Annotated in this window: 21 protein-coding genes; 3 read left to right on the plus strand and 18 right to left on the minus strand. The window is 59.3% G+C overall.

The annotated features are described in order from the left end of the window. Positions 1-36: 36 nt before the first annotated feature. From GYN08_RS23015 to hrpB, 9 genes are all read right to left on the minus strand, one after another. On the minus strand, positions 37-4,851 hold the full coding sequence (locus GYN08_RS23015; RefSeq protein ID WP_166280003.1) for an S-layer homology domain-containing protein: 4,815 nt from the start codon (positions 4,849-4,851) through the stop codon (positions 37-39). 236 nt (positions 4,852-5,087) lie between these two features. Then, positions 5,088-5,990: an aldo/keto reductase gene (locus GYN08_RS23020; RefSeq protein ID WP_166280006.1), complete on the minus strand. Its 903-nt coding sequence runs from the start codon at positions 5,988-5,990 to the stop codon at positions 5,088-5,090. Positions 5,991-6,040: 50 nt separating this feature from the next. Next, positions 6,041-6,811 (minus strand): acyl-[acyl-carrier-protein] thioesterase, encoded by a 771-nt coding sequence (locus GYN08_RS23025; RefSeq protein ID WP_166280009.1) that lies wholly within the window; start codon positions 6,809-6,811, stop codon positions 6,041-6,043. Positions 6,812-6,986: 175 nt separating this feature from the next. Beyond that, on the minus strand, positions 6,987-7,571 hold the full coding sequence (locus tag GYN08_RS23030; protein ID WP_166280012.1) for a nitroreductase family protein: 585 nt from the start codon (positions 7,569-7,571) through the stop codon (positions 6,987-6,989). Positions 7,572-7,603: 32 nt separating this feature from the next. Beyond that, positions 7,604-8,635 carry an aldose 1-epimerase gene (locus tag GYN08_RS23035; protein WP_166280015.1) on the minus strand — a complete coding sequence of 344 codons (1,032 nt, stop codon included), beginning with the start codon at positions 8,633-8,635 and terminating at the stop codon, positions 7,604-7,606. 102 nt (positions 8,636-8,737) lie between these two features. Further along, positions 8,738-9,739 (minus strand): Gfo/Idh/MocA family protein, encoded by a 1,002-nt coding sequence (locus tag GYN08_RS23040; protein WP_166280018.1) that lies wholly within the window; start codon positions 9,737-9,739, stop codon positions 8,738-8,740. 201 nt (positions 9,740-9,940) lie between these two features. After that, the gene (locus GYN08_RS23045) at positions 9,941-10,306 is read right to left on the minus strand and encodes a helix-turn-helix transcriptional regulator (protein ID WP_166280021.1); all 366 of its coding nucleotides are present in this window, start codon (positions 10,304-10,306) and stop codon (positions 9,941-9,943) included. 431 nt (positions 10,307-10,737) lie between these two features. Then, positions 10,738-11,481 (minus strand): general stress protein, encoded by a 744-nt coding sequence (locus GYN08_RS23050; protein WP_166280024.1) that lies wholly within the window; start codon positions 11,479-11,481, stop codon positions 10,738-10,740. Between the two features lie 100 nt (positions 11,482-11,581). Then, positions 11,582-14,164 (minus strand): ATP-dependent helicase HrpB, encoded by a 2,583-nt coding sequence (gene hrpB, locus GYN08_RS23055; protein ID WP_166280027.1) that lies wholly within the window; start codon positions 14,162-14,164, stop codon positions 11,582-11,584. A gap of 188 nt (positions 14,165-14,352) precedes the next feature. On the opposite strand from hrpB, the gene gluQRS reads away from it, so the two are divergent. Continuing rightward, positions 14,353-15,300 (plus strand): tRNA glutamyl-Q(34) synthetase GluQRS, encoded by a 948-nt coding sequence (gene gluQRS / locus GYN08_RS23060; protein ID WP_166280030.1) that lies wholly within the window; start codon positions 14,353-14,355, stop codon positions 15,298-15,300. A gap of 191 nt (positions 15,301-15,491) precedes the next feature. On the opposite strand, the gene GYN08_RS23065 is transcribed toward gluQRS, so the two are convergent. Together GYN08_RS23065 and GYN08_RS23070 are read right to left on the minus strand one after the other, a co-directional pair. After that, positions 15,492-15,866 (minus strand): DnaJ family domain-containing protein, encoded by a 375-nt coding sequence (locus tag GYN08_RS23065; RefSeq protein WP_166280033.1) that lies wholly within the window; start codon positions 15,864-15,866, stop codon positions 15,492-15,494. A 240-nt stretch (positions 15,867-16,106) separates the two neighbouring features. Then, positions 16,107-16,904, minus strand: coding sequence for an SDR family oxidoreductase (locus tag GYN08_RS23070; RefSeq protein WP_166280036.1), 798 nt, complete (start codon positions 16,902-16,904; stop codon positions 16,107-16,109). A gap of 392 nt (positions 16,905-17,296) precedes the next feature. Between GYN08_RS23070 and GYN08_RS23075 the strand changes: the two genes are divergently transcribed. Then, positions 17,297-17,536, plus strand: coding sequence for a hypothetical protein (locus GYN08_RS23075; RefSeq protein ID WP_166280039.1), 240 nt, complete (start codon positions 17,297-17,299; stop codon positions 17,534-17,536). 96 nt (positions 17,537-17,632) lie between these two features. Here the strand turns inward: GYN08_RS23075 and GYN08_RS24105 are convergent, their stop codons facing one another. Next, the gene (locus GYN08_RS24105; RefSeq protein ID WP_328803014.1) at positions 17,633-18,472 is read right to left on the minus strand and encodes a methyl-accepting chemotaxis protein; all 840 of its coding nucleotides are present in this window, start codon (positions 18,470-18,472) and stop codon (positions 17,633-17,635) included. A gap of 248 nt (positions 18,473-18,720) precedes the next feature. Here GYN08_RS24105 and GYN08_RS23085 point away from each other — a divergent pair, with 248 nt between their 5' ends. After that, a complete protein-coding gene (locus GYN08_RS23085; RefSeq protein WP_166280042.1) occupies positions 18,721-19,116 on the plus strand; it encodes a winged helix-turn-helix transcriptional regulator in 396 nt (131 codons plus the stop codon). Between the two features lie 48 nt (positions 19,117-19,164). Here GYN08_RS23085 and GYN08_RS23090 read toward each other — a convergent pair whose 3' ends face one another. From GYN08_RS23090 to GYN08_RS23115, 6 genes are all read right to left on the minus strand, one after another. Beyond that, positions 19,165-19,314: a hypothetical protein gene (locus GYN08_RS23090; RefSeq protein WP_166280045.1), complete on the minus strand. Its 150-nt coding sequence runs from the start codon at positions 19,312-19,314 to the stop codon at positions 19,165-19,167. A 168-nt stretch (positions 19,315-19,482) separates the two neighbouring features. Beyond that, positions 19,483-19,848 carry a hypothetical protein gene (locus GYN08_RS23095; protein ID WP_166280048.1) on the minus strand — a complete coding sequence of 122 codons (366 nt, stop codon included), beginning with the start codon at positions 19,846-19,848 and terminating at the stop codon, positions 19,483-19,485. A gap of 185 nt (positions 19,849-20,033) precedes the next feature. Then, positions 20,034-21,287: a polysaccharide pyruvyl transferase family protein gene (locus GYN08_RS23100; RefSeq protein ID WP_166280051.1), complete on the minus strand. Its 1,254-nt coding sequence runs from the start codon at positions 21,285-21,287 to the stop codon at positions 20,034-20,036. A 51-nt stretch (positions 21,288-21,338) separates the two neighbouring features. After that, the gene (locus tag GYN08_RS23105) at positions 21,339-22,058 is read right to left on the minus strand and encodes a PIG-L family deacetylase (RefSeq protein ID WP_166280054.1); all 720 of its coding nucleotides are present in this window, start codon (positions 22,056-22,058) and stop codon (positions 21,339-21,341) included. A gap of 22 nt (positions 22,059-22,080) precedes the next feature. After that, positions 22,081-23,061 carry an LCP family glycopolymer transferase gene (locus GYN08_RS23110; RefSeq protein WP_166280057.1) on the minus strand — a complete coding sequence of 327 codons (981 nt, stop codon included), beginning with the start codon at positions 23,059-23,061 and terminating at the stop codon, positions 22,081-22,083. Then, positions 23,058-24,455, minus strand: a complete 1,398-nt coding sequence (locus GYN08_RS23115) for a sugar phosphate nucleotidyltransferase (RefSeq protein WP_166280060.1) — start codon at positions 24,453-24,455, stop codon at positions 23,058-23,060. The genes GYN08_RS23110 and GYN08_RS23115 overlap by 4 nt, the downstream gene beginning before the upstream one ends. Positions 24,456-24,478 lie beyond the last annotated feature (23 nt).

Below are 24,478 nucleotides of genomic sequence, written 5' to 3' on the forward strand. Positions count from 1 at the left end.
CAAATCCGCGCGGGCCTTTCTGTATCCGGACGAAAATCAATCGATGAATTGCAGACGCTTGAGCAGCTTCTCCAGCATGGCCGCGGTCTCGGCGCGGGTCGCTTCGGCGCGAGGGGCGATCCGCCCCTGCGCGTTCCCCTGCACGATGCCGGCCGAGATCAGCTGCGAAAGTGCTGCCCGCGACCAGGACGGAGCTTCCTTCAGATCGCCGAAGCCTACTGCCGCGGAAGGAGACGCGTCCAATTCGCTGCCGGTGAATCGGGCGGCCTTGGACAATACGACCGCGATCTCCTGGCGGGTAATCGGGGCGTTTGGCTTGAAGCTGCCGTCCGGATAACCGGACATAAAGCCTGCTTCGACGGCTGTTCCTACCGCCCGGGCGTACCATGCGCCGCCGTCGACATCGCCGAAAGCCGAAGCGGCCGCGGCATTCTGCGTCAGCCCCAGCGAACGCACGACGAGCGCCGCGAATTCGGCGCGGGACACGCTGCGCGACGGGGCGAACTTGTTTCGGCCCGTACCGTCGATAATCAGGCGGGAGGCCAGTTCTTCGACGGAGGCTTGCGCCCAATGTCCCGCGATGTCGTCAAAAGTCCGGGACGATTCGACGACAGTGTAATAGCTGTTTCCGTTGCGCATCAGGACGGCCGTGCTCTTGCCTCCCGCAGTCGCGAAGACGGAAGGCACGAACGAAAATTCGCCGCTGACCGGATCATAGGTTACGCCCGTCAGGTTCCGGGTATTCCGAGTTTCCGGCAGCGCAATGGCACGCTTCACGTAGGTGCCGCCGAACTCGGTCAGATTGACGACTTTGCCGCCGCTCTGCGCCGCGACGCGGAAGTCGATGACCGGAGCCGCCAACTTGAGCGAGCTTTGAGCCGCCGCCCGCGCAGCGCCGTTTGCCACGTCCGCCGACGCCCCGAGCATCGAAACTTTCAGTTCGAAGTCTCCCTCGAATCGAGCCGCCAGATTCGCTTCGTTCAATACCCGAAGCGGCAGCGAGTAAGACGCGTTTTCCGACGCGAACGACACGACCATGCCGGGCTTCGACAAAGCCTGACGCAGCAGTTCCGCACCCGGCAGGACGACTTCAGCTCCGCCCGGGGCGGAAGTCAGCGCGATGCCCAATTCGTCGGAAGAACCGGGAAGGGCCGCGATCCGCGCGCTCAGTTCGGCAGCCGTCAATGTCGTGACCGGGACCGTGCCGGCCGACGGATTCGCTCCGCCCGTTTGTCCGTTATCCGCTGCGGTTCCGCCACTTGTCCCTCCGCTGCCCGGATCGGGTCTCGAAGGCGGATTCGGCGTCGCGCCCGGATCCGGCGTCGTGCCCGGGTTCGGCGTCGTGCCCGGGTTCGGTGTCGTTCCCGGATTCGGCGTCGTGCCCGGATCCGGCGTCGTGCCCGGATCTGTCCCGGGGGCCGGAATTACGGCTTCCGCTTTCAAATCGAATTGGGCGACGACGGGATCGTGATCGGACACTCGTCCTCTCGATTCCGGATAGTCGGCGTTCAAATGCACCACGTCGATTTTCGCGGAAGACGCGATGTTTTTGCTGGCGAGAATATGGTCCAACACCTGCGAATTGCCGTCGTACGTATACGTGTACTGTTCGTTCAGCGGCAGCGTATCGATCAGATTCACCAGCTCGCTGCCGCGCAGGATTTCGGCCGTCGGCGTGAACTGGAAGTCGTTCAGGTCGCCGAGCGCCACGATGCGGGCTTGCGGGTTGCCGGCCAGAACATCCTTGACGAATCCGTTGACCACCTTTGCGATCTCGTGGCGCTGCTTTTCGCTGGACAGAACCGGCGGTTGGATACTGCCGAACGGCGAGTTGTCGCCGCCTTTGGAATTGAAGTGGTTCGCGATCACGATAACCTGCTCGCCTTTGAACGCGAACTGGGCGGCCAGCGGCTTGCGCGATGCGTTGAATGCCGGGTTCGTCGGATCGATCCTCGCCGGGTTGTAAGTCAGATGTCCCGACGCCGCGTCGTAGGCGACGGCCGTTTTCGCGCCGCCTTCGGCGCCGTTAACGCTCTCGGACAGCTGCACGCGATCCGGATTGTACAGGAATCCCACGCGGATGTTGCCGCCCGGCTGTCCTCCGTCTTCGTTATTGGCCGGAGCGACGTCGGTGTACCGATACGTCGGACCGCCCGCTTCGGCGATCGCCGCGATCAGCGCGCTTGCGTCCGCTTCGACGGCGCCGTCATTGGCCGGGCCGCTGCTGTCCTGCATTTCCACGACGCCGATGATGTCCGGCTGCTTCATGTTGGAAGCGAACGATCGGCCGAGCTTTTTGATCTTCTCCGCTCCCGTGCCCGGATAATAGTTCTCGATATTATAAGATGCGATCATCAGCTTGTCTTCCGACGGTACGATATCGGTCGTCTCTTGACCGCGCTCGCTTTTCGTGATGGTCGGAAGCTTGCCCTGAGCCGGAATGACTTTATAGTTGGCGTTGTTATAGCCGATAACGCCGGTCACGTCGGCGTCGAACGTATCGCCCGTGCCGACTTCCTGCCCCGGATCGCCGTAAGCGATAAGCAGGCGCTGCGGGTTGTAGTTCAGGTATTCCTTCAGCACGAGGCCTCCGGCCGGAGAGACTACGTCGCCCGCGCCGTTGTCGACGCGCGTCGCGATATTATAGACGAGCGAGCTGCCGCCGCCGCTTGTCCAGTACGGACTGATAATCGTCGGCTTAGGCAGCGTGACGAGCATGCCTTCGAGCGATTCGTAGAAGTCGATCGCGTCGGTCTCCGGATCGAATTCCGTCATGTCGTCGTCGTCGATGACCGAATTCGGAATGATTCTGCCGCCGGTTCCGAGCACGACCGGTTCCGGCATTTCGTAAGGTTTGTCCGTGACCTTCTCGATCGAGTTCATCGTGATCTGCGTCGAATTCAGGTTGCCGGCGCTGCCTTCGTTATATTCGCTTACCGTACCGGAGACGCGCACCAGATCGCCGATCTGCGGCTTCATTTTGTCGTTCGTCGAATACACGAAGATTCCTTCCGACGTGTACGGATCGTTGTCCGGTTCGTTGTCCTGCAGGTAAAAGCCTTTGTAAGCGCCGTTTCCGAACGAATATCCGTACTGGGTCACGACGCCTTCGATATTCGAGACGGCTTGACCGTTATACTCGGAAGTATGCGAACGGCCTTGAATATCGTGGATGCGCGGCTGGTCGACGGCAGTATACGCGAAAGTATAAACCTCGCTCGTCCGGCCTTCCGCCGCGACGATCGCTTTAATCGTCACGTCTTCGTCCACGGCGATCGGATCCGCGTAAAGCGCGCTCGATTCCGTCGGCGCCTCCCCGTTCAACGTATAATAAATAGACGCGCCGGGCATCGGACTTGACAGCGTCACTTTGCCGCCGCGAATCATCTTGCCGGGCTGCGGGTTGACGGTGACGGAGAACGTCTCCTCGACGAGCGCGTCGTCGCCCAGCGGAATCAATTGGTACACGCTGCCGTACTGTTTGATGACTCCGGTTACGCTGTCGAAAGACTTGCCTACCGCGAGTTTGGACGAATTGGAGTAGATCGTGAACGTCGTCCCGTTCTGACCGGCCGTGACGGTGCTGCCGTTTTTGGCGGTGATTTCGACATCGTTCAGCCGCACCAGCTCGGCTTCATGCTGCTCGCCGTTTGCCGTCGACAGATCGGAAGCGGTCAGCTCCCGGGCAGCCGGCACGCCGACGTTTTTCTCGATAACGCCATCGGGCAGGCCCGATACGGGAGTCAGCTCCTGAAGATTCTGGTATACGGCCATTTTGCCGCTGACCGTTACCCGATCGCCGACGGCCGCGTCGGGCAAGTTATAGCCGTACAGCACGATACCGCCGGTCTCGTCCTGAATATAGACTTCCGAACCGCTGATGAACGTCACGATGCCTTCCGTAAAAGCAATCTTGTCGAGCGCCGCCGAACGGGCTTCGGCCACGCTGCTTCTGTCCATCAGGCTGTAGGCGTAAGTCGCCGTTTCGCTGTCTTCGAGACCGTCCGCGGAAGCGTAAACCTTGATCGTCTTCGGGCCGTCGATCGTAATCGGGCCGGTATACGGCACGAATCGATCGGGTTCGCCGGCGGCGGCCTCGGATACGCGAATCGTCGACCCCGCCGTCGCGCTGCCGAACGAGACCCGGCTGCCCGAAGGAAGCGCGCCTTCCGGCAGCGAAGGCATTACGGTTTCGGCTCTGGTTACGGGAGCATCGACATAGCTGCTGCTGCGCGGGTCCGGCGCTCCGACGGTAAAGTCCGCCGCGTTGGAATCGGTGTCCTGGCCGCGGTTCGCGGCAGGCAGCGAAGCGGATTCGTTGCGGATGGCCGCGGTCGTATTGCTCAGCGCGCCGGTCGCTCCGTCGCCTTCGTATGTATTTACCGCGCCGTAGCCGACCAAATCGACATTTGCTCCCCGGTCATCGAGGAGGTCGAGCTTCCCGCTCGTTCCTGACAAATTCAGCGAGATGTCGAAGTCCGGCGTCGGAAGAGCATCCGTGCCGCCGCTTCCCGCCGCGGCCTTGATCAGATAATAGCCGTTCGGCGCGATGCTGCCTGTCAGCGATGCGACAGTTTTAGTGTCAGTCAGCTCCGTGTTGGCGGAAGCATAACGGAGCTTCCATCCGTCTATGCTGATCGGAGCGCCGGTCGGATTATACAGCTCGATAAAGTCGTTTTTGTATTTGGCGCCGCTGTTGCCTCCGCCGCCGTATACCTGCGAGATCACGATATTGCTGTTATCCACAGCTGCCGATACCGGGATGGGAGCCGGGAATATGCTGGTTGCCAGCACGGCAGCCGCCAGCAGCGCAGGCCATTTCCTCTTCTGTTTAGCCGAAATCCTCTTCATACTTTTGGGTTTTCCCCTCTCTGTCTTCCTGAATTGCCGAACCGTTCTATTTTATCATCGCTCTATTAACGGTTCGTACGGTAACCGTTAACTTGCTGTTAAAAAGGTCCGAATCCATACGGGAGCGGGACATTCAAGATGGCTGCAAAAAAAGTTCCGGAACGACGACATCGGCGTCGTCGTCCCGGAACTTTCCTGTGTCTTCCTTCATTTTGTCCGACTCGCGGCAGGCATGCTCAACGATGCTGCGCGTATACGTTCGCCGGTACGGCCGAGCGGATCGCCGCAAGCTCTTCCGCGCTCAGCGGCGCGCGAGAAGCCGCCTCGACGTTGGCGCGCAGCTGCTCCGACGTGCTTGCTCCGGCAAGCACGCAGGCGACCGCAGGCGACGCCAGCGGATAGTGCAGCGCCGTCTCGGCGAGCGGTCGATCCGCCGCGGACTGCACGCCGCTCCGGAAACCGCGCAGTTCCTCCTCGGCATAGCCGAGGTACCCCTTCGACAGCTTCCCGTCCCCGCCGTCCGTCAATATGCCGCTTGCGACAGGGCCTCGCGCAATGACGCCGATCCCGCTGCTTTCCAGCAGCGGCAGCACTTCTTCTTCCGGGCGTCGGTCCAAAACGCTGTACTGGCTCATGACGCTGACGATGTTCGAGCGCGAGACGTACTCGCGAATCACGTTGGGCCGAATCGAAGAGATCCCGTAATGACGGATCGCGCCTTCCCGTTTCAACTGCTCGAACGCCTCGATCGTCTCGTCGATCGGATCGTCCAGCGTTCCGCCGTGCAGCTGGTACAGGTCGATATAGTCGGTGCCCAGCCGGCGCAGGCTGTCTTTGACGGCGGACAGGATGTAGGCCTTGGAGGCGTCCCAGGTCCAGCCTTCCTGCCCCGGGATCCTCCGGTTGCCCACTTTGGTCGCCAGCACGACTTCGCCGCGGCGTCCCTTGATCGCTTTCCCGACCAACTCCTCGTTGCGTCCGGCATCGTACAGGTCGGACGTATCGAGCAGATTGATGCCCAGCTCCAGCGCTTCGTGCAGCAGGGCGACAGCTTTTCCCTCATCCGTTCCGATCGACATGCAGCCGAAGCCGATTTCTCCCACCATCAGGTCCGAACTTCCGAGCTTGTTCCGTTTCATGCTTCCGCACTCCTTCCGATTCAGCTGTATTTTTTCGCTAACCGATTTGTTCAACGCGATTCTTCGTTTCCGGTCCGATCGATCGGACGCAGCTCCAACACCGCTTCGAACGTCCGGCGTCCTCCGTCCGATTCTCCCGACACGAGCACCCGGCCTTCTTCGTCCGCTCCCCGCCGAAGCGCGATCCCGTCGCCCAGCGCGGCTTCCCGGCTGTACGTGATGCGAAACGAGCGAATATCGCGGGTCTTCAGTTCGTCCGGCGTCAGCAGATCGGTGCACAGGTCCGCGTAGCGGGCATTGTTCATATGTCCGTAGCAGTCTACGGCGCTGTAGGGCACCGTATAAGTCTGTGCTTCGCTCCATCCGGCCCCTTCGCCGGGAAGCGCCACTTTTTCCGGCGGACCGGCCAGCGAAGGCCGACCGCTGACAGGCAGCGGAAACGGAAACGCGGTAGGGCGCAAAATGCGCCGCTTGGCGATATCGACGAGCGTCCAGGCCGTCGAAGCCTGCGCGAGCTGTTCGCCGGACGCGTCCAGTATCCGGTAATCCCGGGTCCAGAGCACGCCTGCGGCGCCGCAGTTCCACGTTTCCAGCGAGAGCGGATCTCCCAGCCGGGGGATTTTTGAAAATTCGAGCCGGGTCGTCATCAGCACCCAGGCCATGCCTTCCTCCAGCATTCGGCCGACGGACACGCCGGCGTGTTCCAAATGGCGGTCCGCCGCGTTTTGCATGGCGCCGAGCAGCGCCGACAGCCGGACGCGGCCGGCAAAGTCCGATTCGGTCACCGAAGCGGCGAAGGATTCCGTCCATACTTCCTGCATCGTCGTTCTCTCCTTTCGGGCGGAAACGGGTCTCCGCCGTCCGTCTTTTATTATATCGCCGTACGCGGCGGCGCACAAAAAGGCCCCGCTTCCGTCTGAAGAAGCGGGACCGGCAGGCAATGGAACACCTATACAAATCCGCATTTTCGCGCAATAAAGAAAAATTTCCGCCGAATCAGGCTTCCGCCCCGTCGATCCAGACCGTTTTCGCCGAAACGGGTTCGCGTTTGCCGTCGCCGGGCTCGCGATCCGGATAGCCCAAATAGATGAAGCCGAGCATCTGGCCGTCCGGTCCGAGGCCGAAGCGTTCCGCCATCAGCGGATGGTAGCACGGGCTGCCGCTTCTCCATACCGCTCCCAATCCAAGCGCATGCGCTTCGAGCAGCATGTTCTGGATCGCCGATCCCACGGCCAGCGTTTCCTCCAACGGAATAATTTTGGGACCCGATGCGGGCTCGCAGCCCACTGCGATAATGACCGGGGCGCGGGACACTTTTTTCAATGCCGAAGCCAGCAGCTCTTCCCGTTCTTCCGGCGACGGATCGATCCCCTTCTCCGCGGCTTCGGTATCCGCCATCGCAGCCGCAAGCCTGGCGCGTCCTTCCCCCTGCAGAACGAAGAACCGCCATGGCTCGGTCTTCCGATGAGTGGGCGCCCACGTTCCGGCTTCGAGAATGCGCTCGATCTGCTCGCGCGGCACCGCTTCATCCTTGACCGTCCCGACGCTGCGCCGGGTACGGATCGCTTCCGATACGTTCATTGCGATTCCTCCTTGTTGACGAAAATGAAATTTTACACGCCGCTCGCAAGATCAACCGTATAGATACGGCTGGTCGCCTGCCAAACTTCGCCCGGTTCGATCGCAAACAGTCCCATGTCTTCGGCCGGAAGCGACAGGTTCGGAGCGTTGACCAGGTTCACCTGAGGTTCGGGACAGATGAACGAACCGCCGGCGCCGCTGTTCCAGATCATCCAATGACGATAAGAAGTTCCTACATCGTAGACGACTTTGACGCCGAGCCGGGTATCGGTAATTTCCGCCCGGTTGCGGCCGCCCTGCGGCACTGCCGTGTAATGGTTATCCATCGAGTCGACGTAAGGGTTGACCCCGCTTTCGCGCATTTCTTCTTCCCATTCCGTCAGCGGTTGAAAACCTCCGGTGGGCAGCATGCGCTCGTCCAATTGGCGGCGCTGACCGATCGTCACCTTGATGCGGCAGTCTTCGGAGGAACTTTCTTCCGCGAACGGAGCGTTCAGAGCCGTATGGAACGCCAGCAGAGCCGGAAGCTTGCGTCCCGATTCGTTGAAGAGCGTCACGTCCTGTTCCAAGCCGAGCGCGCTGAGCGTGTAGCGAATGCGCAGCGTGAACGCGTACGGGAAATACTCGAACATTTTATGCCCTTCGCCGACGCGGTGGGCAACCGAAACGAAACTGCCCGCTTCGGAAGCGCCGAACGCTTCGACTTCCCAAGGCAGCGTGTGCAGGTAACCGTGCAGGAAGTTGCCTGTCGCTTCTTCGTTGACCGGGAACGTGTACTCTTCGCCGTTCCATTTCAGGCGGCCGCCGTCATAACGGTTCGGGGGAAAGAGCGGCGGAATGCCGTGCGTGCCCGGGTCCGACACGAATGCCTGCATGTCTTCCGGCTCGCGCAGAAAACGGAATCCGCGCGCCGTATCGCGGTAAGCGATCAGGTTGCCGCCGATTCGGGGCAGCACGGCCGCTTCGTAATCGCCGTATTTTAGCCAAACGGCCTCTTCCCCGTTGTAGTCGCCGCGTTTTGCTTCGTACACCGGAGGGGTTCCGGCATTTGGATTCATCGACATATACAGTCTCCTTTAAATCAAGATGGAATCGCTCATGACCTATTATACCGCGCCGCAGGAGACGCTTTCAATTTCATTTCGCTTCATGTCACTTTATGCCGTCTAATCGCGGGCCACTTCGATGCGGCAGCCTTCCCGCGCGGATTTAAGACAAGCATCGATCGCCCGCATGTTGAGAAGCGCGTCGTTTCCGGAAAAAAGAAGCGGCTCCTCGCCGAAGACGGCGCGCGCGAACGCGTCGGCCTGCAGCTTGTAATGGTTCACGCAGGGCAGCTTTTCCTCTCTGCGCTCCCGGTCCGTATCGACGACGATCTGCGGATTTTCCCGCCAGCCGAACATATGGGGGAGTTCTATGCGTCCCTTCGTTCCGTTCACTTCGAAGTAGGAACGGTTATACGCCCACATGCCGCATTCGAACGTCAGCGCCACGCCGTCCGCGAACGCCAGCATCCCGGAGGCGGCCATGTCCACGCCGTCGTGTTCCGGCGAGAAAAAAGCGTGGGCCGATGCCCACAGCGGCTCGCCGCCCATGATCATGCGGGCGGCCGACACGGGATAAACGCCGATGTCGTAGATCGAACCTCCGCCCATCGCCCGGTTGAAACGCACGTTGCCGAAATCGTCCGGCGTGCAGTAGTTGAACACGCCCCTCATCGAGCGTACGTCCCCGATTTCGCCGGACGCGACGATCTCGCGCACGCGGCGGTGCTTCTCGCCGTAACGGTACATGAACGCTTCCGCGAACTTCACGCCGCCCGCTTCGCAGGCTTTCAGCATTTCCCTCGTCTCTTCCGCGTCCAGAGCCGCCGGCTTTTCGCACAGTACGTGCTTGCCCGCAGCGGCGGCGCGAATGGTCCATTCCTTATGTAAGTGATTGGGCAGCGGAATATAGACGGCGTCGATGTCGGGATCGTTCAGCAGTTCCTCGTAGCTTCCGTAATGCCGCTTGATGCCGGTCCGTTCCGCCATTTCCCGGGCTTTATCGCCGTTTCGGCTGGCAACGGCCGTTACGCTTCCCCGTTCGGACTGCTGTACCGCCGGAACAAAAGCGTTTTCCGCAATCGCCGCGGTCCCGACGATGCCCCATCTCAGCCTTCGAACCATAACTGTTTTCCTCCTTGGGCTCTGCCCGTTGATCCGGTCCGGCATATCGGCGCCTTTCCGTCTTTTTAATGATAACGTTTTCTTGCCTGCATGCCAAACGCCTTTTTCCGCGCAAAAAAGAAGAAGGACCTTCATCCTTCTTCTGCCGCTTACGGCTTTCGCGACCGGCCCGAACAGCCTGCGATGCCGCTTTGGCCGGCTTCAAGTGCCGTAATTGTCTTCCGCCGCTTTGTTCAGCATGCCCAGACAGCGGTCGAGGTCGGTCTTGACCTGTTTTTTGTACAGCTTCGCCTTTTCGGGGCCGTCGTCCGTAAAATGATACAGCACGATCTCTTGAAAATCGACGCGCGGATCGTTGCCTTTGAGCTGCTTCGTTCGGTAGAAGACTCCCTCGTGCACCAGCTCGTGCAGCGCGCGATAAATTTCGCTCTGGGGAGGCACGTACCCGAAGGGCTTGAAGTTCTCCTTCATCTCTTCGAGCATCTGATATCCGTATCCGCGCTGCTGTTCGACCATGGTGATGAGGTACAGTTTGATGAATGCCCGCTGGGCGATCATGAAGGCCATGCTTTCCTCCTCCTTTTCGGGTGAACGCTTGTTCCCTTCCATTATAATCGACTTTGCGGCATTTCACATCTTTTGAGGGGGCTTTTTGGCGAAAAAAGTGCGATTCGGCGCTTTTGTTCATTTTTCAGGGGTAGAGAGAAGACACAGCTTGCGGGCACGGATGAAGCGACCGATTTTGTTTTCTATTATGAATTTTTCATATGATGATATATTTTTTCTTTTGTTCTCGGCAGAAGGATCGTCAAATCTCGAAGATCGCCGACCGATCGGATTCGCCGCGCCGACATTTATCCGTCCGCAGCAAAAAGAGGCGCCCAAGGCGCCTCTCCTGCGGCGATCCGTCTTCTGCCGGCTTCAGAAGCCGACCGGATTCGCCGATCTTTATATTCCGCGCAGGTCCGCCGCCGGGAAAGCGAGGCCTCTGCGTATCGTTACATTCTCCGGTCGCCGCGCGGCGGCAGCGTATCCGCCGGATCGTCGACAGCGCGCCGACGGTCCGCTTCCGGCATCGCGTTCGGCGACATGCCGGCATTCGGTCCTACCGACGGGCTCGGATTCGTCATGCCCGGCGTGGTATTCGTCAGGCCCGGTTCCCGCTTCATGCTTTCGATTGCCGGGTCCATCTCCGGATTGACCGATCCGCCCGTACGCATCTCGTTGCCGTAACCTTCTTCCGTCAGATGGTAACGGTCGGCGTTCAGGGAGCGGTTTTCGCGGAACGAGTCGTACACGTTGCCGCTGCGCTCGTCTTCGTCGACGAGTACGAGGATGTTGCCCCGTTCCAAATGTCCTTCGTATTCTTGAGCCTCGTCCTCCGGAATGCCGAGTCCGACCAGGCCGCCGACCAGGCCGCCCGCTCCGGCTCCGACCGCCATTCCCGCCAGTGCCGCCGCAAGCGGCCCCGCGGCCAGAATCGGGCCGATCCCCGGAATGGCCAGCGCGCCGACGCCGGCCAGCAGCCCGGTCACGCCGCCGAGAACGCCGCCCGTCGCCGCGCCCGCGGCCAGTCCTTCCGGCGCCTTCGTTCCCGTCTCTTCATCGATTGCCCGCAAGTCGTTGCGGTCTTTCGCCACTACCGAAATCTCGTCCGAGGTGAATCCGCGATCCTGCAAATTGTGAATCGCCTGGGAAGCTTCCCGTTCGTTTTCGAATACGCCTACAATTTTTTGCGCCATCGTTAAATCCTCCTTCAAGACTGAATTGGGATTTGTGCTCGCTTTTTATTACCCGCTAAGCTCGTGACGAAACGATTCCGATCGCGCGATTCATGGACGCTTACTTTCTCGGCCGCACATGCCGCGTCGCTTCCGCGCCGTTCGGGTCGTCCGGCCAGTAATGCTTCGGATAGCGGCCTTTCAGATCTTTTTTGACCTCGAAATACGTTTCTTTCCAGAAATTAGCAAGGTCCGACGTGATCTGTACCGGCCGGCGCGCCGGCGAAAGCAGCTGTACGGTAACCGGAATGCGGCCTCGGCCGATTCGCGGCGTCTGCGTCTGACCGAACATCTCCTGCAGCTTCACCGCCATGAACGGCCGCTCCGGATCGCCGTAATCGACGGCGATTCTCGATCCGCTCGGCACGCTCAGCCGGACCGGGGCTTCGGCGTCGAGCGTGCGGCGCTGTTCCCACGTCAACCGCCGTTCCAGCAGCTGCGCCATGTCGAGCTTCTTGAGCTGGGACGCGCTGCGGATACCGGAGACGTAGGGCAGCAGCCACTCTTCCAATCCCTCCAGAAGCGCCGCGTCGTCCGAAGCCGGGAATTCGGGATCGGCCAGATGCATGAACATCATGCGATGCTGGAGTTCGCGCGCCTCCCTGCTCCAAGGCAGCAGCCGCCCTTCGCTGCCGCGAATGCCTGCCAGCAGGGCGGCGGCCACCTCCTCCTCGTCCGGCGAAGACGCCTGACCGGACTTCAGCACGACGGCGCCGATGCGCCGGATGCGCAGCGCCGACACCGCTTCGCGCTCCGCGTCCCACTCGACGCGGATTTCCTCCGCGCCTTCTTCCGCGGCGAAAAGCTCGAGATCTCCGGGCTCGAGCGGGGCCGCGAGCCAGATGCGGCCTTCGGCTCCCTGGTCGTCGATGTCGGCGGCGACCAGATATTCCTCGCGCGAGAGAAGCTCGCGCTCCGGCACGTACGCGCCGCGTCCGCCGCTGAGCAGAAAGCGGCCCCCTCCCCGCCGCCGGCCGACCCGATCGGGGAAAGCGTAGGCGAGCAGGAGTCCCGCCCGGCCGGCATCGCCGTAAGGGCCGTCCGCCGCTCCGGCGATGCGGCGCAGCCGGGCCGCGCGCTCGGCGGCCCGGTCCTCCGGCGTGCGCAGGCCGCCGGAAGCTCCCGCCCTCGAGGCGGCGCGCAGCGCCTCAAGCCGCGGCAGCAGCGAGACGGCGTCCGTCACGGCGCCGACGGACGGCGCGGGCGAAGACGCCTGCTCCTGCAGCAGCGCAGCCAGGTCGCAGGCCAACGCGCCCAGACCGAGACCGATCGCGCGGCGAATCATTCTCGCCAACCGCGGATGAACGCCGAGCACGCTCATGGCGCGCCCTTCGGCCGTGATGACGCCTCCCTCGTCCAGCGCATGGAGCCGGCGCAGAAGCGCCTGCGCTTCGGCATAACCGGCATCCGGCGGCATGTCGATCCAATCCAGTTCCCCGGGATGGCGGACTCCCCATGCGGCCAGTTCCAACGCCAGCGGCGCCAGGTCGCTCTGCAGCACTTCGGGCACGCGCGCCGCCGGCATTCCCGCTTCCTCTTCCCGGCTCCACAGCCGGTAGCAGACACCCGGCGCAGTCCGCCCCGCACGGCCCCTGCGCTGGTCGGCCGATTCGAGCGATTCCGTCAGCGTGACCAGGCGCGACATGCCCGTCCTCGGAGAGAAGGTCTGGGTACGGATCAGACCGCTGTCCACGACGGCCGTTACTCCCTCGACCGTGATGCTGGACTCCGCAAGCGTCGTCGAGAGCACGATTTTCCGTTTGCCCGCCGAGGAAGCCCGGACCGCGCGGCGCTGCTCTTCGCGGCTCAGCCCGCCGTGCAGGGGCAAAATGTCCGCCTCCTGCAGGCCGCCTCCTCGTACCAGTTCCTCGCGGGCGCGCGCGATCTCCCGCACGCCGGGCAGAAAGACCAGAATGCCGCCTTCGGTCTCTTCCCATGCCCTGCGCACGGCCTGCGCCGCCCTCCGTTCCAGCGCGGCGTCGCGCGATCCCGCCAGATGGACCGTTTCGACGGGATAGACCCTTCCTTCGCTGCGGACGATATCCGCTCCCCCGAGCACCCGCGAGACCGGTTCCGGGTCGATAGTGGCGGACATGATCAGGATCCGCAGATCTTCCCGCAGTACGGCACGGCTCTGCAGGGCGAGCGCCAGACCGAGATCCCCCTGCAGATTCCGCTCGTGAAACTCGTCGAAAATGACGAGCCCCACGTCTTCGAGCGACGGATCGGACTGCAGCATGCGGGTCAGAATGCCTTCCGTCACCACTTCGACTGCCGTATTCGGGCCCGACTTGCTGTCCAGCGCGATCCGGTAGCCTACCGTGCCGCCGGCCTTTTCTCCGAGCGACTCCGCGATGTAATCGGCGGCCGATACGGCCGCCAGTCGGCGAGGCTCCAGCATGACGATCTTTCGCCCGTTCAGCCAAGGCTCGTTCAGCAGCGCCGGCGGGACCCGGGTCGTCTTGCCCGCTCCGGGCTGCGCGATCAAAATGGCCGGCCGGTTTGCGGCGAGGCTCCGCTTCAACTCCGGCAGCGCGGCGTCGACCGGGAGCGCGCCGGCGCCTTTTTCCCGTGTTCCGCTGCCTTCCGGCGGCCTGCCGGTCTGCGGGTCTTTTTCTCGATTTCGTTCCTGCTCCTTGTTCATCTTGTCCACTCCGTTTCTGTCTAAAAGCATGCTTATTTTCCCGCAGGCCGCTGCCGGCCTTTCTGCCGTTCCGCTCGCCCTTCCGGCCGCGGTCTTGCCAGAAGCTCTCCCTCGGCGTTATGCTTAACGAATACGGTTCTGACGCGGATATCCGCAGCCGAATTCAGATTTCGAGGAAGTGAACGATCATGAGACGCGGACGTTTCGCACCGACGCCGTCCGGCCGCATGCATCTGGGCAATGCGCGCACCGCGCTGCTGGCCTGGCTGCACATGCGCTCGCTGGGCGGCGAATTCGTCCTTCGCATGGAGGACATCGACACGGCGCGCTCCCGCCGGGAATGGGCGGAGCTGGCTCTGCTCGATCTGCGCTGGCTCGGGCTCGATTGGGACGAAGGCCCGGACGTGGGAGGTCCCTACGCCCCCTATACGCAGAGCGAGCGTCTGGAGCGCTACGAAGCCGCGCTGCGCAAGCTCGAAGCTTCGGGCGCCGTCTATCCCTGCTACTGCAGCCGCGCGGATATCCTGTCCGCCGCCAGCGCGCCGCACGGCCTGAGTTCGGAAGGTCCTGCCTACGCGGGAACATGCCGGCATCTGACGCCCGCCCGGCGCGCCGAGAAGGCGCTGCATAAAGAACCTTCCCTGCGCTTTGCGCTCCCGGAAAACCGCGAAGTCCGCTTCACCGACGGCATAGCCGGTCCTCAGCTCTTTCCACCGGGAAGCGGAGGCGACTTCGTCATCCGCCGGGCCGACGGCCTGCACTCTTACCAGCTATCCGTCGTGATGGACGACGCGGACATGCGCATCACCGACGTGCTGCGCGGCTCGGATCTGCTCGATTCCACGCCAAGGCAGATTTTGCTGTATGAAGCGCTCGGTTTGGAAGCTCCCGCGTTTTTGCACGTGCCGCTGCTGAACGGTCCGGACGGCAAGCGCCTTGCCAAACGCCATGGCGGCATCGCCATTTCCGCTTTCCGCGAGGGAGGCGCGCCGCCCGAACGGCTCGTTGGCTGGCTGGCTCACGTCAGCGGCCTGATCGACCGTCCCGAGTCCGTTTCCGCGGCCGAACTGATCGGCGAGTTCGATCTCGCCCGCATCCCGCGCGAACCGGTCGTCGTGGACGTGCCGGACATCTAAACCGGCGTCCGGACCTTCGCCGGTCCGTCTTCGCATTCCCGGACCGGCCCGGCTAAGGACCGTGCCCTGCCGGACGCAGGCGGCCCCGCATATGCGGGGCCGCCTTTTCGAATCGGCTTATCTGAATCGGATTCTCTTACAACCCTATGTCCCGCGGCTTTTCGCCATGGCGGCTCCGCCGCGAAACGATGTTAGGACCCGCCCAGCCGCTCGCGTATTTTGTCGGCATACTGCCCGTAAGCTCCGCCGCTCCAGCCTCTTTTTTCTTCCGCCATGCGCAGCTTGAGCTTTTTGGCATTCAGGCGGCTTCCGACTTCTTCTCGCTCCTCGTCCGAACGGCATGCCGCAAGCAGATCTTCCAGTTCCAGACATTCTTTGCGCAGAACGATTTCTTCCGGAAGCACCCCCGCGTTTTTCAAAATCCGGTACGGAACCCGAAGTTCTTCCGGAACGCCCGACAGATCATCCATTTCGATCGGTCTGCCTTTGCCCGGCAGGTTGTCGAACTCCCCGCCGCGCATCGCTTCTTCGATCTTTTGCTCGGCCAGCCACGATAACCATCCCATCTTCGTTTCCCTCCCGGATAAACGTTTTTGATTTCGTCGCTTTATTATACCCGATTCCGCCGCCCAAACCGAGTCCGCGAAGTACGTTTTCTTCCTTTTCGCCGTTCCACCTTTCAAACGCAAAAAAGCTTACCCGAAAAAAAGCTCCGGGTAAGCTCTGAACAGCCGGGTTCGCGGCCCGGCGAAACTTCGGAAGCCTCGGCCTGCCGATCGGCAAAGCCTGCGGCGTACGCTTGCCGATCAGAACAGCAGCGATTCTCCCCCGTCTACGGTAATGGAAGCTCCGGTCACGTGGCGGGCTTCCGAGGAGGCGAGGAAGACGGCCAAATCCGCGACTTCTTCCGGCAGGCCGTGCCGTCCGGCCAGCGGATGATCGCCGCCGCGCGGAAACTCCAGCGGAATAGCGATCTCCTCCATCCGTTCGTTCGTCTCGGTCGTTTCCTCGATGTTGGTCGAGATGGCGCCGGGACAGATCGTGTTGACGCGAATCCGGTAGCGGGCCAATTCCAGCGCCGCCATTTTTGCGAAAGCGACTTGCCCGGCTTTGGACGTGCTGTAAGGAGACATGCCTATGCTGGAAAAGCGGGTGTTGCCGTTTACCGAGCTGGTGATCACGATGCTTCCGCCGCCCCGCTTTTTCATATGGGGAACGGCCAGCTTCACGGACAGGAACATCCCTCCGAGATTGACGTCGATCGTCTTCTGGAACTCGGACAGCTCCATATGTTCGATCGGCCCCATCGCTCCGTTGATCCCCGCGTTCGCAAACACCGCGTCCAGTCCGCCGAATCGGTCGGTTACCGCTTGATAGGCGGCTTCCATCGCTTCCAGATCGGAAACGTCCACCTCGCAGACGAGCGCCGATCCCGGACGGATGGCTTCCAGCTCCTGCCGCACTTCTTCGGCGCGCTCGGGATTCAGCTCGAACAGTCCCACATTCGCGCCTTCCTGCGCGAACTTCAGCGCGGCGGCCCGGCCGATCCCCGAGCCCGCGCCGGTAACGATCACGGTCCTATTTTCAAAACGTGGTACCGACATGGCGATACACTCCTTCGCTCTCGATTGATGAATATTGTCCTTTCCAAGGCGCATACGAAACAGTTAGACGGCTGCCCCGATCAGGTTATTCATTACCCCAAATGCTTCGGCGTTCAATCATTTCCCGGCTTTTCATTGATTTTTCAAAAAATGATTAATAATTCACGTAAAAAGGTTTTCATAAAGCGGTCGGCTCGGGTAAACAACTATTAAATTTGACCGGTGATCGCTGCCGATAAACGAGAGAAAACGGGAGGATGTGACGTTTCTATTAAAAAAAACGAGAAAATAGTAACATTTACGAAGAAATTTAAGCGTTTTTTAATTTGTTTTTAAGGAAGCCCGTTTATAATACAATCATAAGGATAGATAAAGATAATGAGGTGAATGTAGTGAAAACGACGATTACAGTTCAAGAAAAACTGGTCCCCGTTTACATTGACGCCGAGAATACACAACCCGCTCAAAAAATGCTTAGACTGCTGACCAGCGCATTAGATAATAAGTTAAACAACGGCAAAAGAGCTCTGAAAAAATGTATCGGTTCCTTGATCAGTATCGAAATCGTAGGCTCGGAAGCCATCCTGCACTCGTACCGCGAAAGCGACACGCTTGCTTTGTCCCTCTACTAAAATAACGTGGCGCGGTACATAAAAAGACATTCCGGAAATCCGGAATGTCTTTTTTGATTTCTTGTTTGCGGCGCTCACTCGGAACGCCGCAAGCCATCATGTCAGCCGTGCCCGTTCTTCAAGCAGATGACGAGTGAATTCGGAAAATTCGGCATTCAATTCATTCAAATGGTCCGTCAGGCTGCTGAATTCCCCCAGTAGATGGGCCTGCTCGTTGGAAGCGTCGGAAATCGAAGAAATCTCCTGTTCCATGCGCAGAATGCTGCCCTGCACGTTATTGAGCGCCTGCTCGATGCTCTGCGTCGCCTTTTTCGTGTCGACGGACAGTTTGCGTACTTCGCTCGCCACCACCTGGAATCCGGCGCCCAGCTCTCCGACACGGGCCGCCTCGATGGCCGCGTTCAGCCCCAGCATATTGGTCTGTTCCGAAATCTCCCGGATAAAAGAGGTAACCTTGTTGACTTCCCGGGCGTCGGTAACGGCGCGGCCGGAGTTTTCGCGAATTTCCGTCGTCGCGGCGGCGAGCTGCTGGGACTGTGCCGCGATGGAAGCGACGAAATCGGTCAGCGAGCGGCTGACGGCTTCCATTCGGTCGCCGAAGCCCTGCAAAAACTCTTCGTTTTTCATCGTATACGCGACGGCAAGCGCGCCCACGACCTTTCCGTCTTCGCCGAACACCGGGATGCCTTTGGCCTCCAGCTCAGCGCCGTAGGCCGAAGCCGGAAGCCGCGTGCTGGACAGCTGTCCGCTCAGCGCCTTTTTCAGATTGGCATCGTCGGCAGGAATCGGCGTACCCGCGCTCAGGCCGAAATCCAGATCGGAAGAAGGCGCATAATACAAAAACTTCTCCCTGTCGGTAATGCCGATCATGAAATCTTCTTTCGTCATTTTTTTCAAGTAAGGGATGCTGAGTACGAGTGCGTCTAGAATGTTCACGGGGTTTCCCTCTTTCCGTAGGCGAGATCGTTATGCAAAAATGAATTTAGTCGGTCACTATTTAATTTCGTCAGATAAGCCTCTTTTTTAAAGAGGAACTCCGTAAAAAGAAAGGTTCTTCCTAAATTTCATGATCCGACGGAAAATAATGGGCGAAATCCTCACTCTACGTAAGATTCATGATATAATTAAAAAGATAAAGGGAACTTGCAAGACGCCTTTCCTATGGAAAGTCTGGAGGTGAACATATGAAAAATTCAACGCTTTGTCCCCGTTTCGAGAGAGGGATGCAGATTTTGTCGCAGCGCTGGAACGGCCTGATCATTTATCGCCTGCTGTCGGGTCCGCAGCGTTTCTGCAATATCCAGTCGGCTTTTCCGGTGAGCGGCCGCCTGCTGTCCGAACGGCTGAAGGATCTCGAGAAAGAAGGGATCGTCGTACGCCACGTCTATGCCGAGACTCCGGTCCGGATCGAATACGAATTGACGGAAAAAGGACGCGCGCTTCAATCGACCATCGAATGCATTCAAGGCTGGTCGGACGAATGGATCAACGAACCGCAGAACGAAGACATCGAAGAACAAGCGCTTCATGCGGCAGAGCAGGAGTGCGAAGAAGCTTCGGCCGGCTTAAAGGCCGAATAGGAGGTTCCGAGAGGAACCTCCTTTGTATGTCTTCGGCTCCCAGGTCGCTCAAGAGGTCAGACGCCGCGCGGTTTTCGCCGCTTTTTCCGCATTTTCGGCTTTACGGATCCGAATGGCCAGCAGTTTGGCCAGATTATCTTTGGTTTGATCGTCGGTGACTCGGCTTAATTTGGTCCAAATGAAACGGTCTATTGACATGCGTCTCATCTCCTTCGAATGGAAGAATGGAAAGTCGTTTTTGCGCGGACATACGGCTGCCGATTCTGATGCGATACGGGGTAGATGTAAATAACCTCTTTTTTCCTATCGTGAACCGCCGATCCGGATGTAATATAGAGAAGAAAGACCACTATTTCCCATGTTTCTTCAGAACCCGTACATCCGTTCCGACTCCACTTCTTCGGCAAAAATCTCCAGGACGGGACGCATCGTCCACGACCCGATAAACGCGTATCGCGTGATTCCTTGTGCGCGGCCTTCCGGCCGCTCCTCAAGCAGTTCCGTCAGAAAGCCCGGGCTGCCCGGAATAAGCGGGATCTCTTCCGTAATCAGCGATTCCACTTCTTGTCCGGCCGAGTTGCGGTCCTGCACGCCGATCACTCCTTTGAAACGAAACACCGCCTTCGATCCGTCCCATGTCCTAAATTCGATTCTTGCCGCCGCTTCCAGGAGCAGTACCGATTCGATCGTCCCGTCGCTGAGTGAAACTTCTCCGATAAACAACTGCTCCATCGCTATCGCTCTTCCTCTCTTCTTCAAATCGTCTTCCGCGTATCCCGGTAAGAAGGTTAGCATAAATCCGCGGCTTTGCCTATGCTTTTCCGACCGCGTTTCCGCGCAAAAAAACCTTTATCGTCCAACCTGTCAGCCGGTCGATAAAGGTCTTTCTGCGCAGCCCCCTGCTTCGCCGCCGGCGATCAGCCGATCTGCAGCGTCGTTTCTTCTTCCAATCCTTCGGCGCCTTCGTTCTTTTCGGCGGCCGGAAGCTCTCCGAATACTTCGTTAAAGATGGTATGGGCTTGAATTTCGGCCGTTACCGTTTTGATCTTGTCCGATTCGTCGTCGCGGCGCGCGAGCATCAAGTCGATCTTGCGCTCGATCTCCTGCTCCACATGCGCCAGGTCGCGCACGTCGAACATGTACTCTTTCTGTCCGAAGCGTCCCAGCAGTTCTTGATACTTGGTCGCCCATCCGAGCGCAAGCACCGGAATGCCGTCCTTGTAGGCGTGAATGATGGAATGATAGCGCGAAGCGATAATGAAACGGAACTGCTCCAAGATATGATGAATCTCGATGCAGTCGTATTCGTTTTCCAGCAGAACGACCCGATCGTCGTTCGGATAGCTTTGCTTGATGCCTTTGCAGATCTCGAGATCTTCCGTCGAGTGGCGAAGCAGATAGACGTTCACGCCGCGCTTGAGCAGATGGTCCGTCATTTTGCGATACGCCTGCAGCAGATCTTCGCGCGAGCCGTACTTCATCGTTTTTACGTTGGGAACGATGCCGACGGAATTCTCTTTGACGACGACCCGCTCGTTCGGGTTGTAAGCGCCCGGCTTAAACAATACGTCCAGATCGTAAGCGCTGCTGCCCTGCAGAACGAGATCCATGGAACGCTTCAGGTTTTTGGTCGTGAAACGGCTCAAAAACTGCATGCCTTCGTCCTCGCGCGCATATATGTAAGTCGGATAAGTGATATATTTTTTGATCAGCGCCATGATCGCCGACTTATATTTGCTTTCGTAATTGAAAGGGCCGAACGATTGGGGCATCAGCACCATCGGTACTTTGTAGCGCTTAGCCAGCATGATGTTGACCAGATAATTGACGGAATGACGGATCGTGAACTGCGAGGACAGCGCGAATCCGCTGATGTCGATGATCATGTCGGTGTCCTTCATGATTTGTTCCATTTGCGCCCGGGTCACGTTAACATGATTGGCGTTCGGAACCAGCTTGCCCAGCGTACCGAACAGGCCGCCCAACATTTCGATCTTCAGCTTTTTGCCTATTTTAATGATATCGAAAGCGTAACCCCGATCGGGATCGATGCAGTTGACCAAAATTTCTTTGTCGGGATGACGCTTCTTGATTTCGTTGATAACCGTAAACGTCATCGCCTGCGCGCCTTTGTTCTCCATCTGTCCGCCTACAATCAAAATTTTGCTCATCCGTTCGCAGCCCCTTTTTTGTCATTTGGTCTTCGTTCCGGCAGGCATCATTCAGTAAGGTTTATGATAATAGGACACCGGATTGGCAATCGCCGCGTCGATTTCCTTTCGTACCGAGTGGTACCCGATCGCAAACTGTTCCAGCGCAGGATTCCACTTTTTGTATTCGTTCAGCGAAGCGACGACGGAGTCCCGATTGCTCTCCGGCCGTTCTTTCAGCACTTCGAGTCCGCGGCGGGCTTTCTTCGCCTGCCTCAAGTTGTACGGCTCGATATACAAACGCAGATCGGCTATTTTGTCCTGTCGATACAAGTTGAGCGCCGCCGTCCCCATATTCGCATGGTCGCGGTGATTGCCGCCGAGGTCGGTAAACGTCTTTACCCTCGCTCCGTCGTATCGGTCCGCATACTCGCGGATCAGCGCTTCGCAGTCTTCGACCGTCGTCGTCCCGTCCTGCAGCCGCTGCACGACGTGCACATGTTCCGGCGGCAGCCCGAGTGCACGGCAGGAACGCAAAAATTCGTCGTTGCGGCAGCGAACCAAATCGGAACGGTCCAGCGGGGCATAGCCTTCGGCTTTCGGTTCCAGCATCTTGCGATGCATATTGCTTTTCGTTTCGCCGTTCAACTGCCGAACGACGTTGGAAGACGAACCGTCGGTGTATAAAATAACATGACACTCGTCGCCGACATTAAGGTGGTTGCGAATGCCCGCCCCGAACGTAAGCGCTTCATCATCCTGGTGGGGAATGAAAAACAGATTGACCGCCATTGCCGTCCTTCCCTTCGCTTCTTCATGAATTCTCGTTTTGCAGCTGCTGCGCGAGTTTTTCCCGGATGCGCGCCTTCTCCGCTTCATCCACCATATAATAGTAGATTCCGCCGATCCGTTTTCCGCCGCCCCGCACTTCGTCTTTGTCGACCGTCTCGATCTCCGTGCGGTACTTGGTCACGATATCCATCATGTCATCCTTGGTAAGATTTGTTTTGACGTTATCTTTGACCGCGTCCAACAGCGAATTGACCTTGGTCAAATTCGAAATGTTTTTGCCTTTTTCGATCAGGGCGGACAGCACCAGCTGCTGCCGGTCGTTGCGGCCGATATCCCCTTTCGGGTCGTCGTATCGCATCCGCGAATACATCAACGCCTCGTGGCCGTTCATCTCGATCGGTCCTTTGACATAATCCGTGCCTTCGAAGTTGAATTCGAACGGATTATCCACGGTTACGCCGCCCAAAATATCGATGATCCGCTCCAGCCCTTCCATGTTGACTTTGACGTAATAATCCACGGGCACGCCCAGAAACTGCTCGATCGTATCGACCGACATATTCACGCCGCCGAACGCATAGGCATGATTGATCTTGTCCACGGTGCCCCGACCCGCGATCTCCGTTCGCGTATCGCGCGGAATGTTGAACATGAGAATCGAACGCTTTTCCGGATTCACCGCCAGCATCATGATGGCATCCGAACGCCCCGTATCGTTCTCCCGTTCGTCGACCCCGAGCACCAGCAGATTGAACGGCTTTTTCTCGCTCAGGTCGGCCGGCAGTTCCTGCACCGCGCGCTGCGCGCCGGACGTGCCGACGGAAGCGGTCAGAGCGCCTCCGCCGGCCGGATCGGTCGCTCCGATCGCGATATCCGATTCAAGCGGCTCATAGATCGATTCCATCGTATCGACGACCGGGCGATAAATCGAATAGGCGTAGCCGCCGAGGCCGATAGCCAGAACGGCGGCGCCGGATAGCGCAATCTTCGCCCAACGTCTCATAGAGCGCTTCGGCCGGAAGCGGCCGCCTGCGCGCCGCTTCCCACGCAGTGGCGTTCGATATCGTTCCAGCTGCTGAACATTTCTTCGAAATCCTCTTCTTGAACGATTTCGCCCTTTTGAACTTCGATGTATTCCATATCGCGAAAGGCTTTCAAGCAATGGTAAGTCCCCGGTTCGATCGTCACGACATCGCCCGCTTTGACCGGCGTAATGGAACCTTCCTTCACCAGAATGCCCTCGCCGCTGATAATCGTCCATGTATCCGTCCGGTGAATATGCTTGCGGTAGCCCAGGTTCCGGCCCGCGCCAAGCCCGATCCGCTTCGTCAGCACTTCCGTGCCGTCTCCGAACTTGGAGTAATCGAGCACCCGGTACCAGCCCCAGCGCCGCTCTTCGTACATCGGACGCTGCCCGCCTTCGATCATGTCCTTGACGCGCGGGCTTGCCGCCTTGTCCGAGACCAGGATGCCGTCCGGGCTGACCGCGACGATCGCATCGGAAATGCCGATGATCGTAACCGGTATGTCCAGTTCGTTGATCAGATGCGTATTGGAAGAATCGTCGCTGATGCTGCCGTTGCCGATGTGGCGAAGCCCCATGTTTTCCGTCAGCGTGTTCCAGGTTCCGAGGTCCTTCCAATAACCGTCGTAAGGAATGACCGCGATATGCGGCTCTTTTTCCACGACCGCATAGTCGAAACTGATCTTCTCCAGCGACGCGTAGCGGGACAGCAGTTCTTCGTATTGGATCGGCATCCCTTCGCGCAGCAGCGTGTCCATCATATATCCCAGCTTGAACGCGAAGACGCCGCAGTTCCACAGGGCGCCCTGCTCGATCAGGCGCTCCGCCCGCTCTTCGCTCGGCTTCTCCGTAAAGCGCCCTACCTTCTGATAACCGCCGGCATTATCGGACGCTTCGGGCACGATATAGCCGTACTTGGACGACGGATAGGTCGGGTTAACGCCCATGAGCGCCATTTTGGCTCCGGAATGGTGCAGAGCCTTCTCCAGGTCGCGGATTCGGTCGAAGAAGCGGTCGTCGACATAAGGGTCGACCGGCAGAATGCATACCGTTTCGTCCAAGCTGACTCCCTGTCCATACAAATACGAAGCGGCCAGCGCGATCGCCGGGAAGGTATCCCGGCGTTCCGGCTCGACGATGATCGGCACGCCGCCAAGCTGATTTTGCAAAATCTCGACCTGCACCTTGCTTGTCGCGATAACCGTCGAATCGGCCAGGCCCGCACCTTTGATTTGCCCCCAGACTCGCTGCACCATCGACTCCATCTCGCCTCGTTCGTTCTCCAACACTTTCAGAAACTGCTTCGATCTGGCGTCGTTCGATAACGGCCACAGCCGCTTGCCCGAGCCTCCGGACAACAATACCAATTTCATGCTTGCCCCTCCATTCTGTCGAT

This window comes from Saccharibacillus alkalitolerans, from assembly GCF_011090185.1.
GTDB classification, from domain to species: Bacteria; Bacillota; Bacilli; order Paenibacillales; family Paenibacillaceae; genus Saccharibacillus; species Saccharibacillus alkalitolerans.

Excerpts from the sequence above, each read along its gene's own strand:
- GYN08_RS23015 (WP_166280003.1), bottom strand. The coding sequence starts at position 4,851 with ATGAAGAGGATTTCGGCTAAACAGAAGAGGAAATGGCCTGCGCTGCTG.
- GYN08_RS23020 (WP_166280006.1), bottom strand. The coding sequence starts at position 5,990 with ATGAAACGGAACAAGCTCGGAAGTTCGGACCTGATGGTGGGAGAAATC.
- GYN08_RS23025 (WP_166280009.1), bottom strand. The coding sequence starts at position 6,811 with ATGCAGGAAGTATGGACGGAATCCTTCGCCGCTTCGGTGACCGAATCG.
- GYN08_RS23030 (WP_166280012.1), bottom strand. The coding sequence starts at position 7,571 with ATGAACGTATCGGAAGCGATCCGTACCCGGCGCAGCGTCGGGACGGTC.
- GYN08_RS23035 (WP_166280015.1), bottom strand. The coding sequence starts at position 8,635 with ATGTCGATGAATCCAAATGCCGGAACCCCTCCGGTGTACGAAGCAAAA.
- GYN08_RS23040 (WP_166280018.1), bottom strand. The coding sequence starts at position 9,739 with ATGGTTCGAAGGCTGAGATGGGGCATCGTCGGGACCGCGGCGATTGCG.
- GYN08_RS23045 (WP_166280021.1), bottom strand. The coding sequence starts at position 10,306 with ATGGCCTTCATGATCGCCCAGCGGGCATTCATCAAACTGTACCTCATC.
- GYN08_RS23050 (WP_166280024.1), bottom strand. The coding sequence starts at position 11,481 with ATGGCGCAAAAAATTGTAGGCGTATTCGAAAACGAACGGGAAGCTTCC.
- hrpB (WP_166280027.1), bottom strand. The coding sequence starts at position 14,164 with ATGAACAAGGAGCAGGAACGAAATCGAGAAAAAGACCCGCAGACCGGC.
- gluQRS (WP_166280030.1), top strand. The coding sequence starts at position 14,353 with ATGAGACGCGGACGTTTCGCACCGACGCCGTCCGGCCGCATGCATCTG.
- GYN08_RS23065 (WP_166280033.1), bottom strand. The coding sequence starts at position 15,866 with ATGGGATGGTTATCGTGGCTGGCCGAGCAAAAGATCGAAGAAGCGATG.
- GYN08_RS23070 (WP_166280036.1), bottom strand. The coding sequence starts at position 16,904 with ATGTCGGTACCACGTTTTGAAAATAGGACCGTGATCGTTACCGGCGCG.
- GYN08_RS23085 (WP_166280042.1), top strand. The coding sequence starts at position 18,721 with ATGAAAAATTCAACGCTTTGTCCCCGTTTCGAGAGAGGGATGCAGATT.
- GYN08_RS23090 (WP_166280045.1), bottom strand. The coding sequence starts at position 19,314 with ATGTCAATAGACCGTTTCATTTGGACCAAATTAAGCCGAGTCACCGAC.
- GYN08_RS23095 (WP_166280048.1), bottom strand. The coding sequence starts at position 19,848 with ATGGAGCAGTTGTTTATCGGAGAAGTTTCACTCAGCGACGGGACGATC.
- GYN08_RS23100 (WP_166280051.1), bottom strand. The coding sequence starts at position 21,287 with ATGAGCAAAATTTTGATTGTAGGCGGACAGATGGAGAACAAAGGCGCG.
- GYN08_RS23105 (WP_166280054.1), bottom strand. The coding sequence starts at position 22,058 with ATGGCGGTCAATCTGTTTTTCATTCCCCACCAGGATGATGAAGCGCTT.
- GYN08_RS23110 (WP_166280057.1), bottom strand. The coding sequence starts at position 23,061 with ATGAGACGTTGGGCGAAGATTGCGCTATCCGGCGCCGCCGTTCTGGCT.
- GYN08_RS23115 (WP_166280060.1), bottom strand. The coding sequence starts at position 24,455 with ATGAAATTGGTATTGTTGTCCGGAGGCTCGGGCAAGCGGCTGTGGCCG.